Source organism: Nocardia bovistercoris (assembly GCF_015674855.1).
Classification (GTDB): domain Bacteria; phylum Actinomycetota; class Actinomycetes; order Mycobacteriales; family Mycobacteriaceae; genus Nocardia; species Nocardia bovistercoris.
This window is the reverse complement of the sequence record NZ_JADMLG010000005.1, coordinates 111,383-126,130: the sequence shown is the minus strand read 5'-3', so window position 1 is coordinate 126,130 and position 14,748 is coordinate 111,383. Positions and strand designations below refer to the sequence as shown.

General features: G+C 69.5%; 8 protein-coding genes. 3 read left to right on the top strand and 5 right to left on the bottom strand.

The window, feature by feature from the left end; translation table 11 throughout:
* Positions 1–27: 27 nt before the first annotated feature.
* Positions 28–1,104: a hypothetical protein gene (locus tag IT779_RS14265; protein WP_332838798.1), complete on the top strand. Its 1,077-nt coding sequence runs from the start codon at positions 28–30 to the stop codon at positions 1,102–1,104.
* 166 nt (positions 1,105–1,270) lie between these two features.
* Positions 1,271–2,464, top strand: coding sequence for an aminotransferase-like domain-containing protein (locus tag IT779_RS14260; RefSeq protein ID WP_196149788.1), 1,194 nt, complete (start codon positions 1,271–1,273; stop codon positions 2,462–2,464).
* A gap of 219 nt (positions 2,465–2,683) precedes the next feature.
* Here the strand turns inward: IT779_RS14260 and glpK are convergent, their stop codons facing one another.
* Positions 2,684–4,183 (bottom strand): glycerol kinase GlpK, encoded by a 1,500-nt coding sequence (glpK, locus tag IT779_RS14255; RefSeq protein WP_196149787.1) that lies wholly within the window; start codon positions 4,181–4,183, stop codon positions 2,684–2,686.
* Positions 4,184–4,442: 259 nt separating this feature from the next.
* Between glpK and IT779_RS14250 the strand changes: the two genes are divergently transcribed.
* A complete protein-coding gene (locus IT779_RS14250) occupies positions 4,443–6,176 on the top strand; it encodes a glycerol-3-phosphate dehydrogenase/oxidase (RefSeq protein ID WP_196149786.1) in 1,734 nt (577 codons plus the stop codon).
* 304 nt (positions 6,177–6,480) lie between these two features.
* On the opposite strand, the gene IT779_RS14245 is transcribed toward IT779_RS14250, so the two are convergent.
* The 4 genes from IT779_RS14245 to IT779_RS37765 form a co-directional block, all read right to left on the bottom strand.
* Complete coding sequence (locus IT779_RS14245) at positions 6,481–7,296, bottom strand: TetR/AcrR family transcriptional regulator (RefSeq protein WP_332838797.1); 816 nt, start codon at positions 7,294–7,296, stop codon at positions 6,481–6,483.
* A gap of 119 nt (positions 7,297–7,415) precedes the next feature.
* Positions 7,416–8,147 carry an alpha/beta fold hydrolase gene (locus IT779_RS14240; RefSeq protein ID WP_196149785.1) on the bottom strand — a complete coding sequence of 244 codons (732 nt, stop codon included), beginning with the start codon at positions 8,145–8,147 and terminating at the stop codon, positions 7,416–7,418.
* 183 nt (positions 8,148–8,330) lie between these two features.
* Positions 8,331–9,116 carry an Fpg/Nei family DNA glycosylase gene (locus tag IT779_RS14235; protein WP_196149784.1) on the bottom strand — a complete coding sequence of 262 codons (786 nt, stop codon included), beginning with the start codon at positions 9,114–9,116 and terminating at the stop codon, positions 8,331–8,333.
* A 285-nt stretch (positions 9,117–9,401) separates the two neighbouring features.
* Positions 9,402–14,720 carry an Lhr family ATP-dependent helicase gene (locus tag IT779_RS37765; RefSeq protein ID WP_196149783.1) on the bottom strand — a complete coding sequence of 1,773 codons (5,319 nt, stop codon included), beginning with the start codon at positions 14,718–14,720 and terminating at the stop codon, positions 9,402–9,404.
* Between the last annotated feature and the right edge of the window lie 28 nt (positions 14,721–14,748).

Here is a 14,748-nt window from a genome sequence, read left to right as displayed (position 1 = left end):
CACGTGTGTGCAGGGAGAGGATTGGGTGTGGCTTCCGAAGGCGACGCGAAGGACGACGAAGCAGGCCGCCGGTCGGAATTCGGCCCGCCGGTGGGCGATTTCGGTCCGCCGGTCGGCGACTTCGGCCCCCCGGTAGGGGATTTCGGTCCGCCTGTGGCCGATTTCGGTGGTCCGGTGGCCGATTTCGGTGGCCCGATGACGGATTTCGGTGGTCCGGTCGCGGATTTCGGTGGCCCGCCGCAGGCGGAACCGGCGCAGGGATGGTCGGTGCCACAAGCGCCTGCCAACCATCCCGAGGTCGGTTGGCGTCCAGCGGGCGGCACGGCCGCGATGGTGCCCCCGCCCCAGTACCGCGCCCCCGAGGCATCGGCCGCGCCGGAGGCGCCCATCGAGACCGACGCGGGTCAGCGCCCCGAGCCCAAGACTCCGTCCCCCGATCGCTGGTGGAGTCCGACCGACACGGGTGAGGTGCCGAAGCCGCCGGAGCTTTCGCCCTCGGAATCGGGTCTGTCGTGGGCCGACGACCCGATCGCCAAGCGCCTGGCGCCGGGTGCGCCGACCTCGGAACCTTCCGGCTCGCGCTTCTCGGTGTCGCGGTTGGCGCTCGGCATCGTCGGCGCGCTCGCGGTGGTGATCGCGCTGGTGGTGGTGATCGTCGCGGTGAGTAGCGGCGGCGGCGAGGACGAGCAGCCGACGGCCGCGCCACCGCCGCCGAAGACCACGGCGGCGTTGAGCTGTCCCGCCAGCCGGGACGGCAAGGTGACCGTCGGCAACGGGCCGGGTGACACCTTGCGCGGACCGGACGCCGTCCTCGGCTTCCAGTACGCGTTCTACGTGGAGCGCAGCGGCGAGAAGGTCCGTCGTTTCGTGGCGCCGGACGCCGAGAACATCTCCACCGCCGAGGTGATCCAGCGCGCGATCTCCGAGCAGATACCGCCCGGCACCACGCACTGCCTGCGGATCACCGAACTCGGCGCCGATTCCTTCGACGTCGATCTCACCGAGCACCGGCCCGACGGCACGACGACGGTGTACCGACAGACCGTGATCACCGTCGAGCGCGAGGGTAGGACCTTGGTTTTCGCGATCAGGGAGCGCGGCTGATCCATTACGCAGGAACGGGCTGTCGCCACTGGTGCGAATCCCGCGGCGGCAGCCCGTTCTCGTCGCGTCCCGAAGAGCGGTTCGGCTATTTCATATAGTGGGAATATGGTTTCATATTCTGGTCAGCGTGTGCAATGGTAGTGGTGAACGCACTCCGGGAGGTCACATGTCGCCGAATCGGCCACCGCTCTCGCGCAAACTCGACGGCCTGCGCAGTTCGGCCATCCGCGACCTGCTCGAGCTGACCTCGCGGGCGGAGATCATCGGATTGGCGGGTGGCCTGCCCGATGCCCAACTGATGCCGCGCGAGCGGATCGCCCGCGCCGCCGCCGACGCGCTGCGCGGCAGCGAGGTCTTGCAGTACACCGAATCGCGGGGCTGGGGGCCGCTGCGCGCGGTCGTCGCCGAGCGGGAATCGGCCGGTCTGGGCCGCGCGGTGCCCGTCGAGGAGGTCTTCGTCACACACGGGTCGCAGCAGGCGCTCGCCCTGCTCGCGGAGGTGCTGCTCGATCCGGGTGCGCTGGTCGTCGTCGAGGACCCGGCCTATATCGGCGCGCTCCAGGTCTTCCGCGCCGCGGGCGCGCGTATCCTCGCGGTTCCGCTGGACGCGGAGGGCATGCGGGTCGACGCGCTGGCCGATCTGCTCGCGCGCGGTGAACGCCCCGCCGTCGTGCACACGGTCAGCACCTTCCACAATCCGGGCGGGGTCACCATGAGCCCGCGCCGCCGCCGCGACCTCGCCGCACTCGCCGACGCGCACGGTTTCTGGGTGATCGAGGACGACCCGTACGGGGAACTGTGGTTCGACCGTCCCGCTCCAGCACCGGTCGCCACGTACTCGCCCGCGGTGATCCGGCTCTCCAGCGCCTCCAAGATCATCTCGCCGACCCTTCGGGTGGGCTGGATGGTGGCCCCCGAGCCGGTCTGCCGCGCCGTCGAACTCCTCAAGCAGGGCGCCGACCTGTGCGGATCGGCGCTCACCCAGCAGATCGCGGCAGACCTGCTCGCCGATCGCACCTGGCTGGCCGCCCACATCGATCTGGTCCGCGCCACCTACAGCGATCGCGCCAAGGCGCTGGTGCACGCGGTGCGCGACACATTCGGCGACCGGGTCGCCTGCACCGACGCCGAGGGCGGCATGTTCGTGTGGGCCACCTTCACCGACGGCACCGACACCTCGGACCTGTTGGCTACGGCGGTCGAACACGGGGTCGCCTACGTGCCGGGTGCGGCGTTCGCGGTGGACACCGACTACCGGACCGCCCTACGAATGTGTTTCACCACCTCGGATGCGGGGAGGCTGGAGGAGGCCGTGCGGCGGCTCGCCGGTGCGCACGCCGCCGCGTCCGCTTCCACGTAGCTCTCGATTCGGTCCACCGGACTCGGTTAGCCGTGGGCGATCTGTCCAGGCGGGTCGCCGGGGCTCGATCGACCCGGGTTCAGCCGACCACTGGTTGATTCGGTTCAGGTTCGGTTGCCCCGGCTTTGTCGGCCCCTGGTTCGGGTCGGCTCCGGTTCGGTCGGTCCAATTTCGGGTCGGTCCAATTTCGGGACGGTCCAGGTTTGGGTGCGTTCAGGTTCAGTCGACCCAGGCGTAGGTGCGTTCGACCGCCTTGTTCCAGGCGCGCAGGTGGTCCGACCGGTCCCGTTCGGTCATCGTCGGTCGCCAGGTTCGGTCGGCCGCCCAGTTCGCGACGATCTCCTCGGTGCTCGGCCAGTAGCCGACCGCGAGTCCGGCGGCGTAGGCCGCGCCGAGCGCGGTGGTCTCGTTCACCACCGGACGCACCACCGGCACGTCGAGGATGTCGGCCTGGAACTGCATGAGCAGATCGTTGCCGACCATGCCGCCGTCGACCTTCAGCGTGGTCAATTCCAGTCCGAGACTTTCGGATTCGGCGTCGGCGCGCATGGCGTCGACCACCTCGCGGGTCTGGAACGCGGTGGATTCCAGGACGGCGCGCGCCAGGTGCGCTTTGTTCACGAAACGGGTGAGGCCCGCGATGACGCCGCGGGCATCGGAACGCCAGCGCGGCGCGAACAGGCCGGAGAAGGCGGGCACGATGTACGCGCCGCCGTTGTCGTCGACCTCGCGTGCCAGCGATTCGATCTCCTCGGCGGCGGAGATGATGCCGAGATTGTCACGGAACCACTGCACCAGCGACCCGGTGACCGCGATGGAACCCTCGAGCGCGTAGACGGCGGGTTGCTCGCCGAGCCGGTAGCAGACGGTGGTGAGCAGGCCGTGCTTGCTGAGCACCGGTGTGGTTCCGGTGTTGAGCAGCATGAAATTGCCGGTGCCGTAGGTGTTCTTGGCCTCGCCGGGAGACAGGCACGCCTGACCGAAGGTCGCGGCCTGCTGATCGCCGAGGATGCCCGCGACCGGCACGCCCGCCAACGGGCCGGAAACGATCTCCCGGTACACCTCCGAGGAGCTGCGGATCTCGGGCAGCATCGACTTCGGCACACCGAACTCGGCACAGATCTCCGGATCCCAGCGCAGGGTGCGCAGATCCATCAGCATGGTGCGCGAGGCGTTGGTGACGTCGGTGAGGTGCTCGCCCGTCAGGTTCCACAGCACCCAGCTGTCGATGGTGCCGAAACACAGCTCGCCCGCCTCGGCTCGCTCGCGGGCGCCCTCGACGGTGTCGAGTATCCAGCGCAGTTTCGGTCCCGCGAAGTAGGTGGACAGCGGCAGGCCGGTGCGTTCCTGGTAGCGGGTCGGCCCGATATCGCCGCCGAGTTCGGTGACGAGCCGGTCGGTGCGGGTGTCCTGCCAGACGATGGCATTGTGGATCGGCTCGCCGGTGGCGCGATCCCAGACGACGGTGGTCTCCCGCTGATTGGTGACCCCGACCGCGGCGATGTCGTCGCGGGTGAGGTCGAGGCTGTCGAGTACTTCGCCGATGACGAGTTCGGTATTGCGCCATATGGTTCGCGGATCGTGTTCGACCCAGCCGGGCCGAGGGAAGATCTGTTCGTGCTCGCGCTGGGCCACCCCGACGACCCGGCCCCCTCGGTCGAAGACGATGCACCTGCTGGAGGTCGTGCCCTGGTCGATGGCGGCCACATAGCGACGCATTCGAGCAGGCTACTAAACAGGTCGCGGGTCGCGCCCGAATGTGACGAGTATTTCGGTGGCGGGCGAGCGGGCGGTGTTCCCAGTAGGGTGGCGGTGTTACCAGCTGGTATGGCGCGGCGACACGGGATCGCTCCCCGAGTGGAACGGTGCCGGTTCGCCTAGCCTGTAGTCGCAGAGCCTGGAGCGCGACCCCCGATCCGTGGCGGAACCTACCCGTGCCGACATCGAGATCCGACGTCGCCGGTTGGAGGAGGCGAGTATGACGAGTAAACCGGACGCCCAGTTCCTGAGCCCGGAACTTCGGCGCACGGCGTGGGAGCGTTTCGGCAAGGACCACTTCGACGTCGTCGTGGTCGGCGGCGGCATCGTCGGCGCCGGTATCGCGCTGGACGCGGCCACCCGTGGCCTGCGGGTGGCGCTGGTCGAGGCGCGTGATCTCGCATCCGGCACCTCGAGCCGCTCCTCGAAGATGTTCCACGGCGGCCTGCGCTATCTCGAACAGCTGGAATTCGGCCTGGTCCGCGAGGCGCTGCGGGAACGCGAGCTGGCGCTGTCGACCCTGGCCCCGCACCTGGTGAAACCGCTGCGCTTCCTGTATCCGCTCACCAACCGCGGCTGGGAACGCCCGTACGTGGCCTCCGGGCTGGTGCTCTACGACACCATGGGCGGCGCGAAATCCGTTCCGGGACAGCGTCATCTGACGCGTTCCGGCGCCCTGCGGCTGGCGCCCGGCCTGCGGCGCAACGCGCTGATCGGCGGCGTCACCTACTACGACACCGTCGTAGACGACGCGCGACACACCATGATGGTTGCCCGCACCGCGGCGCACTACGGCGCGGTGATCCGCACCTCGACCCAGGTCGTCGGGTTCCTGCGCGAGGCCGACCGCATCACCGGCGTCAAGGTGCGCGACAGCGAGGACGGGCGCAACGCCGAGGTCCGCGCGCACGTGGTGATCAACGCCACCGGTGTGTGGACCGACGAGGTGCAGGCGCTCTCGCACAATCGCGGCCGTTTCCGCGTGCGAGCCTCCAAAGGCGTCCACATCGTGGTCCCGCGCGACCGCGTGGTCAGCGACACCGCCATCATCCTGCGCACCGCCACCTCGGTGCTGTTCGTGATCCCGTGGGGCGCGCACTGGATCATCGGCACCACCGACACCGACTGGAATCTCGACCTGGCTCATCCCTCCGCGACCAAGGCCGATATCGACTACCTGCTGAACCTGGTCAACGGGGTACTGGTCACCCCCCTCACCCACGCCGATATCGACGGCGTGTACGCGGGCCTGCGCCCACTGCTCGCGGGGGAGGACGACGCCACCTCCAAACTGTCGCGCGAGCACGCCGTGGCGCGGATCGCGCCCGGACTCGTCGCCATCGCGGGCGGCAAGTACACCACCTACCGGGTGATGGCCTACGACGCGATGGACGAAGCGGCGCAAGACATTCCGGCGCGGGTGTCGCCCTCGATCACCGAGAAGGTGCCGCTGCTCGGCGCCGACGGCTATTTCGCGCTGGTCAACCAGACCGTGCACCTCGCCGAGACCTACGGCGTGCACCCGTACCGGATCAAACACCTGCTCGACCGCTACGGTTCGCTCATCGACGAGGTGATGGCCATGGCGGAAGGCAAACCCGAACTGCTGCAACCGATCACCGACGCGCCCAGCTATCTCCAGGTCGAGGTGGTCTACGCGGCGGCCGCCGAAGGCGCGCTGCACCTCGACGACATCCTGGCGCGGCGCACCCGCATCTCCATCGAGTACTCGCACCGCGGCGCCGACTGCGCCGAACAGGTCGCGAACCTGGTCGCGCCGATACTCGGCTGGGACGCCGCCGAGGTGGACCGCGAGATCAGCACCTACCGCGCGCGAGTCGAAGCCGAGATCCGCTCCCAGACCCAACCCGACGACACCTCCGCCGACGCACTCCGCGTCGCCGCGCCCGAACCGCGCCCGGAAATCCTCGAACCGGTCCCGTTGGACAGCTAGGTTTAGATCCCGCCGGTGCACCGCGCTCGGGGCGCCCGCGCCTCGGACCCTCGACAGCTGACCGCGCGCGACTGCGCCCGCGCGGTCGAACCCGACAGCACCCGCGCCGAGGCTCGGCTGACTCTGACCGAGCGCCCCGCCCGCCCAGCCTCGTCCTGGGCCAACCGACGGAATGCGCTTCGCAGCGTTCGGAAATCCTCGAGCCGGTCCCGTCGGACAACTCGGTCCCGCCGGCGCACCGCGCGTTGCGGCATCTGGACCGAGCGCGCAAATCCTCGAATCCTGCCGGCCGGCTGAGACCGGTTCAGTCGCCCGGCGTTTCCATGTCCGCCGACCACAGCATCAGCGCGCGCAGATAGCGCAGGAACAGCTCGTCCGGGTAGGTGACCGGATCGGTGAGGTGCAGCCGCGCCAGTTCCTCGGTGGCCGCGAGCATGAGGCGCTGAGTGGCGCCGTCAGGGTCGACATCGACGCCGGTGTAGCGCGACAGCTGCCGCGCGCCGATCACCCTGGCGAACGCGCGACCCGACTCGAGCCGTTCCCGCAGATCCGGCGGACCGCCATCGGGCGGGCTGAGCACGATGCGCCAACTGGTCGGTGCGGCATGTAGGTGAGCGAGAATACCGCTGCTGACCTGGTCGATATCCTCGGCGCGATCGATGCCGCCGATCCCGGCCATCGCGATGGCGCTCTCCCGATCCACCAGCGCGGTCACCAGCCCGGACAGGTCGCTGAACTGCTGATAAACCAGCGCACGAGCCACCTGCGCCGCCCGCGCCACCCGATCGATGGTGACCGCCGCGAAGCCCTCGGCGGCGACGATATCGCGAACGATATCGAGCAGCTGCGCCCGCCGCTCGACCGCTGACATCCGCCGCCGCGTAGCCCGCCGCGCCACGCCGGAACCGCCTCGGTCCGTACCGTTCTCGGCGGCGCCACCGTCGAGAACGGCCTCGTGGGCATCGCCCAGGTCGGCGCCGTCTCGATCGGCCCCGCTTCGGTGATCACCGTCGGGGGCGCCTCCACCGTCGAGATCGCGCGTTCTGCCGTCGGCCGCCTCGGTCGAATTCGAGCGAGCCGAAGTGCTGGCGGCAGCGGCGGTGCGGCGTTCGGTGCTCACCGCATCGAAGGTAGCGCAAGCAGCGAACCCACCGCCTCTACTGCACTTTCCACCGAGCCGGGGCGCAACTGTCGCCATTCCCCACACCGCCGACACGAGAAGTGTTGAGCGACGTCGAACTACGACCGAGGCGGCGTCATCGCCGATGAGTTGGACCTTGCGCACGTTCTGGTGACGAGGTCGACCCACTCCCGCGGATCGGTCGACCACAGGTTGTGGCCGACCCCAGGCAGCACTTCGAATCTGCCGTTCGGAATCAGAGCGGCGAGCTGCCGCAGCGGCCAGGACGGACGGATGTCGTGTTCCAGGCCGACGAATGTCATGGCGACAGTCGAATCGGCCAGACGGCGGAGCAGGTCGGGTTCGTGAATCCATTCCACGAAGGACGCGCTCAGAGCGGCATGAACGGCCGGTTCCCAGTCGATCTCGAGGTCGTCTTCCACATGTCGCGAGGACTCGTACACCTCGGACCAGGTGCGATCTTTATGTAACCCGTGCCCGGCGACCCCGACCACGAACCCGACACGATCGGGATGATCGAGCCCGTAACGCACCCCCAGATCCGACCCCCACGAATGGCCGAGCACCCCCCAACTGTCGACACCCGCGGCCCGTCGCACCGCCTCGATATCGGCCACCGCCTGAGCGAGGTCGTGCGGTCCGCCTTCGGAGCGCCCGACACCTCTCGGTTCCGGATACCACGCCCGCATCCCGCGCGGCGCCAGCGTGTCATCCTCCAGATAATGGACGCAGCCAGGTCCACCGGACAGGACCACAACGTCAGGACCACATCCGGTGACACCGACATGCAGCAGAGTCCCGTCGTCGGCGGGAACCGTCAACGATCGCATCTCGTCTCCTCGTGCGCAGCCCGGTCCTCGTCTTCCCGGCCGGCTGTGCGTAAGACTCTGCGGCGCGGAAAGTTCTCTGCGCCATGCAACCAGACACGCCGAACGAGTCCGAAGGCTGGTTGGGCACTGGGACAAAGGTCGGCGCCAACGGCTCGCCGGATGTGAGCCCGGCCGAGCATCCGATCAGCTCGTGTTCGGCTCCGGCTGACACTTCGGACAGAAGTAGATGCCGCGTTCGCGCTGGGTGATCCGGTCCGATGGTGGTGTGGTCTCGGCCAGGGGTCTGACTCGGATCGGGCCGCCGCAGCGTTGGCATGCCCAGCGCTGTCGGCCGTAGACCAGGGCGCGCCACGGTGGCTTGGTCGCGGCCTGGGTGAGGACTCGGTGCGCCTCTTCGACCAGCGCCGGTAGGTCCGGGACAGCGCGCACCGGTGTCGCCGGGTGCACGCGGCGCAGGAAGCAGATCTCACTGCGGTAGATGTTGCCGATGCCCGCCAGATTGCGTTGATCGAGCAGGGCTAGTCCGATCGGCTGCTCCGGATATCGCGACAAGCGCCGGATCGCCTCGGCCGCATCCCAATCGGGGCCGAGCAGGTCCGGGCCGAGATGTGCGATCGCGGTGTGCTCCTCGGATCTCGCGAGCACCTCGACCTTGCCGAGGGAGAAGCCGACCGCCTCGGTGTCGTCGGTGGTCAGGACCACGCGTGCCGTTACGCGAGGGCGCGTCCAGCGCTCCCCGACGCAGTAGGTGCGCCACACGCCCTCCATCTTCAGATGGGTGTGGATACTGGCCTCGGCGGTGCGGATGAACAGATGCTTGCCGTAACTGCCGACCTCGTCCACGCGCTGCCCGACCAGATCGACCGTCGCATACCTCGGCACCCGGAAATCACTGCGTACCAGGGTCTTACCCGCGAGTGCCCGGCGCAGTCGCGCGGCGGTGAGAAAGACCGTATCGCCCTCAGGCATGAGCTGACCGTACTCGGAATCGCGTCGCGCACGGAAAACGGCCCGCGACACCCCTGGCCGATACTGGCGAGGGTGCGGATCGGATCCGTGCTGTGAGCGGATCACTTGGCCCGACAGCACCGCCCTGTTCGGGCGAATCCCGCTGGGGCGAACCTCGCTGGGGCGAATCCCGCTCGGGCGAACCCCGCTGGAGCGAATCCCGTTCGGGCGTGCCGCGTTCGGGCGAATCCCGTTCGGGCGAACCCCGCTCGGGCGTATGCTGATTGGCCGGTTGTGCGATGGGGATCATGGTCGGCCTCGGAGGCGGAGGCCGCGCGGGGTGGTCGAGAAACCAGCGGCCGTGAGGAATTCGGCGAAGGTGTGGCCGTGTACCGAATCGCCGTCTATGCGGTCGATCACCAGCGAATCGACGCGGCGGTCGCGCACCAGGTCACCGAGTGCCGTCGCCGCGGCCTGCCGGATGTCCGGGTCCTCGGTGAAGGTGAGCAGGGTTTTTCCGCCGCGTTCCAGATACAGTGCCAGTTCGCCGTCCGCCAACACCACCAGTGCGCCCGCCTTGCGGCCGGGACGGTGACCGCCCTCGCTCGCGCCTTTGGGCCACGGCAGCGCCGCGCCGTAGGGGTTGGCCGGATCGCAGGCGGCCAAGGCCGGGGTTACGCGGGCGGGTGGGCGACCGGGGCGGGTGCGGTCGGTGTCGAAACCGCGCAGGCGGTCGACCACGTCGGTGGTGGAGAACTGCGCGCCGCCGAGAGAGTCGATGAAATAGCCGCGACGGCAGCGGCCGCGGTCCTCGAATTCGGTGAGCACCCGGTACATCAGGGCGAAACCGCCGGTGACGCCCTCGTTCTGCACCGATCCGCGAGTCAGCACACCGTAGCGTTCGAGCAGCGTGTCGGCGGTGGCGTGGGCGCGAACGGTGTTGTCGGACACCCGTTCCGGCAGTAGCGACCAGCGACCCGCCACCGACGGCGGCCCGGTCCGGCTCGGCATATTCGGGCGCGGCAGATATGTGCGGCCGCGCGGGGTGCGTCGCGGCGACCGGTGCGCGGTGGTGGTGCGCGCCGTCCCCGACAGCAGGCCGCGCACGGGTGCGAAGGTGTCGCCGGAGACGAGTCCCGCCCACACGAGGTCCCAGAGCGCCGTGCTGACCGCGATGTCGTCGAGCAATCCGGTCGCGTCCGACAATTGCCGGAAGAAATACGCGCCACCGTAGGCCGCCGCGCCGAGAATCGCTGCCGCGGAGAGTGATCCGGAGGGTGATCCACTCTCGTTCGCGGTCTCGAGTTCGACCGAGGGCGTGACCGGTCGCGCCTGCGGGGCGATGCCGAATGCTTGCAGGAGGCGTAAGTGTGTCTCGGTGAACTCGATATCGTCCGGTGGCGCCAGAGTGAAAGGCGCCTGATCGGCGGGATGCAGCGCGATCCAGCCGTCCTTGGCGGTGATGGCGCCGTGCCCGGACCACAGCACCTCACCGCTTGCCATCAGTTCGTCCAGCAACGCGGGGGAGTAGTCGGCGACTCGGGCGGGCAGGATCAGCGACTCCAGAGCCGACGCCGGAACAGGCACGCCCGCAAGCTGTTCCACCACGGTCGCGACACCGTCCACGCCACGTAGGGTGCCGGTGCCGACATGCTGCCAGGACGGCAGGAAACGTCCGAATGCCGCGGTGGCGACCGGTTCCACCTCGTGACGGGCCGCCGCGAGCGACCGACGGCGCAGGCGGCGCAGCACCTGGGCGTCGCACCATTCCGAGCCGGACACCGCCGGAGTGAATTCGCCCTCCACGACCCGCTTCTCGGCGGCCAAGCGCTGCAGCGCGGTGGCCGCGACGGCGGCGCCGAGCCCGAAACGCGCGGCCACGGCCTCGGTGACGAACGGCGCGTGCGTGCGGGCGTAGCGGGCGACCAGGTCACCCAGCGGGTCGGGCACCGGTTCGATGAACGCAGCCGGTGTCCCGATAGGCAGCGGCACCCCGAGCGCGTCCCGCAACCGCGACGCGTCCTCGATCGCGGCCCACCAGGTCCGCCCCGCGAACGTCACCTCCAGCGCCCGTTTGGCCGCACGAAGCTCGGCGAACCACTCGCGATGGTTGCCGCCCGGTACACCCCCGTCGGTCGCGGAGATCTCGTCGGTGCGCGCGATGTCGCTCGGAACCGCATGCGCGGTGGGCGAGCTGTGGCGATTCGAGGAGTCGCGGCGGTCCACAACGGTGGCCTCGATTCGCATATCGCTTGCGGTCGTGGCCCGGCTATCGCTCCAGGTTCGGGCCGAGTCCGCGTCCTGTGCTCCGGTATGCCTGCCGGTTGCAGCCCCTGCCCCGACCTCGGCTCCGCTCGCCACTTCGCCCGCGGCATCGGTCTCGTCCGGTCGAACGCAGCGCAGCGCGGCCTCGTCCGGTGTCAGCGGACCCAGTAGCCGCAGCAGGTCGGCGAGTCCTTCGGCGTCGCGGGCGCGGCGTTCCGGGGTCAGGCGTTGCAGTTCCCGCTCGGTTTCGTCGAGGACCGCCGCATCGAGGAGTTCGCGCAGTTCGACTCGGCCGAGGAGTTCGGCGAGAAGTCCGGAATCCAGGGACAGCGCCGCCGCACGGCGTTCGGCCAGTGGACTGTCGCCTTCGTACATGAACTGGCCGATGTAGTCGAACAGCAGCGCGTTGGCGAACGGTGAAGGGGTGGCGGTCTCGACCTCCATGATCCGCACCTTCCGGTGCGCCACCCGGCCGAGCAGATCGCGCAGCGACGGCAGGTCGTAGACGTCGCGCAGGCATTCACGCACCGTCTCCAACAGGATCGGGAAGGTCGGGAACTTGCGTGCCACGTCGAGCAACTGCGCCGAACGCTGCCGCTGCTGCCACAGCGGCGCGCGCTTGCCGGGATCGCGTCGGGGCAGCAGTAGCGCTCGCGCCGCGCATTCACGGAAGCGGGAGGCGAACAGCGCCGATCCGCCGACCTGCTCGGTGACGATTTCGTCGATCTCGTCGGGATCGAAGACGAACAGGTCGGCGCCGGGCGGGTCGTCGGTGGTGTCGGGTAGTCGCACCACGATGCCGTCGTCGGAGGCGTTGGGCGTCACGTCCACACCGAAGCGCTCCCGCAGCCGCGCGCCGACGGCGAGTGCCCACGGCGCGTGCGCGGGAAGTCCGAACGGGGAGTGCAGCACCAGCCGCCAGTCGCCGAGTTCGTCGCGGAACCGCTCGACCACGAGGGTGCGGTCGGTCGGCAGGTATCCGGTGGCCGCGCGCTGTTCCGCCAGCAGCGCATTCAGGTTCGTGGTCGCGTTGAGATCGAGTCCGGCCCGCGCCGCGATCGCGAACAGCTGCTCGGAGATGACTCCCGCCGAGCGCAGCGCCACCAGATCCGACCGCGCGGGCACCGCCGCGCCTTCGTTCTCCATGGCGTCCGCAGTGGCCTCCGTGCGACCGGAGGTGTCTGCCCGGCGCGTTCGGCCCGCGGTGGTACGGCGACGACCTGCGGCGGCGGGCTCGCTCGCGGCGGGCCTCCGATCGCCTGACGGCGTTTTCCGGCGTGACGGCTCGTGCACGGCTGACGGGTCGCGCAGGCCCAGCTCCTCGTGCCGGTCCGACAGTTTGCGCTCGCCCGACAACTCGTCGGAACTCTTTACCACTAACTCGCCCGTGCCGAGTTCATCGCGGTCGGTGACCTCGCCCGAGCCGCGCGCACGATCGGATCCGCCGGAAACGGATCTGTCATCGCGCCGTCCACCCGACGTGGGCGCATCACCCGCCTTGCGCACGAATTCCCCCAGCGCCGCACCGAGTTCGGCGGGCCGCCCGAGCCCGTCACCGTGCCAGAACGGCAGCCGACCGGGTTGCCCGAACGCCGGTGTCACCAGCACCCGGTCGAAGGTGATCTCCTCGATCCGCCAACTGGTGGCGCCGAGCGCGAAGACATCGCCGACCCGCGATTCGTAGACCATCTCCTCGTCGAGTTCGCCGACCCGCGAATTCTTCTCGCCGACCATGTAGACCGCGAACATGCCGCGGTCGGGGATGGCGCCGCCGGAGGTCACCGCGAGGCGCTGCGCGCCGGGCCGTCCGGTGAGGGTGCCCGCGTCGCGGTCCCACACCAGTCGCGGTCGCAGTTCGGCGAATTCGTCGGACGGGTAGCGGCCCGCGAGCAGGTCGAGCACCGATTCGTAGGCCGAGCGCGGCAGCGCGGCGTAGCTGCCGGTGCCGCGCACGGTGTCGAACCAGGTGTCGACGTCGATGGGTTCCAGCGCGCAGGCTGCCACGGTTTGCTGCGCCAGGATGTCGAGCGGATGCGCGGGTATGCGGATCGCCTCGATACGGCCCTCGACCATGCGTTGCGCGGTGACCGCGCAGTGCACGACATCGGTGCGGTGCTTGGGGAACAGCACGCCCTTCGATATCTCCCCGACCTGGTGACCGGCTCGCCCGACCCGCTGCAATCCGCTGGCGACCGAGGGCGGCGCCTCCACCTGCACCACCAGATCGACCGCGCCCATATCGATTCCGAGTTCCAGACTGCTGGTGGCGACCACGCAGCGCAGCCGACCGCGCTTGAGATCGTCCTCGATGATCGCGCGCTGTTCCTTGCTCACCGACCCGTGGTGCGCGCGGGCCAGCAACTGTTCGGCGCCGTGCGTGACCTCGGTGGCCGCACCGATCTGCGCGGGCGGCCGGTGCGCCGTCTCGACCGGGTCGCCGACGCGGGCGGCATACGCCTCGTTGAGCCGTGCGGTGAGCCGTTCGGCGAGGCGACGTGAGTTCGCGAACACGATCGATGACCGGTGGTCGAGCACGAGATCCACGATCGCCTCGTCGACGTGCGGCCAGATGGAACCCGGCTGTTCGGAATCCCCGATCTCGGTCATGTCCGCGACCGGGACGCGCACCGACAGGTCGAAGGTCTTGGGCGCGGGCGGCGCCACGATGGTGATCGGCGCGTTCCCGACGAGGAAACGGCCGACTTCCTCGGGCGGGCGCACGGTGGCCGACAGACCGATCCGCTGGGCGGGGCGTTCGGTGAGCCCGTCGAGCCTGGCCAGTGACAGCGCAAGGTGGGAGCCGCGTTTGGAGCCCGCGATGGCGTGCACCTCGTCCACGATGACCGTGCCGACCCGCGCGAGAGTGTCGCGCGCGGCGGAGGTGAGCATCAGGAACAGCGATTCCGGCGTGGTGATCAGGATGTCGGGCGGCTTGCGCTGCATGGTGCGGCGGTCGGCGGCGCTCGTATCGCCGGACCGCACGCCGACGGTGATCTCGGGCGGCCGCGCTCCGAGGCGTTTCGCGGTCTGCGTGATGCCGACCAGCGGCGCGCGCAGATTCCGTTCGACGTCCACCGCCAGCGCCTTCAACGGCGAGACGTACAGCACCGAGGTGCCCGCCTCCTCGGTTTCCTCCCGGTGCATGAGACGGTCGATCGCCCACAGGAACGCCGACAGCGTCTTGCCGGACCCGGTCGGCGCGATGACCAGCGTGTGCCGCCCCGCCGCGATGGACCGCCACGCGCCGAGTTGGGCCGAGGTGGGCGCGGGGAAGGCGCCGTCGAACCACTCCCGAGTGGCCGTGGAGAAATCGGCCGTCGAGAACTCGGCGTCGTCGAGGGCGGTCGGTGGCTTGACCATGCCAACAGTCTGCACCCGACCACCGACA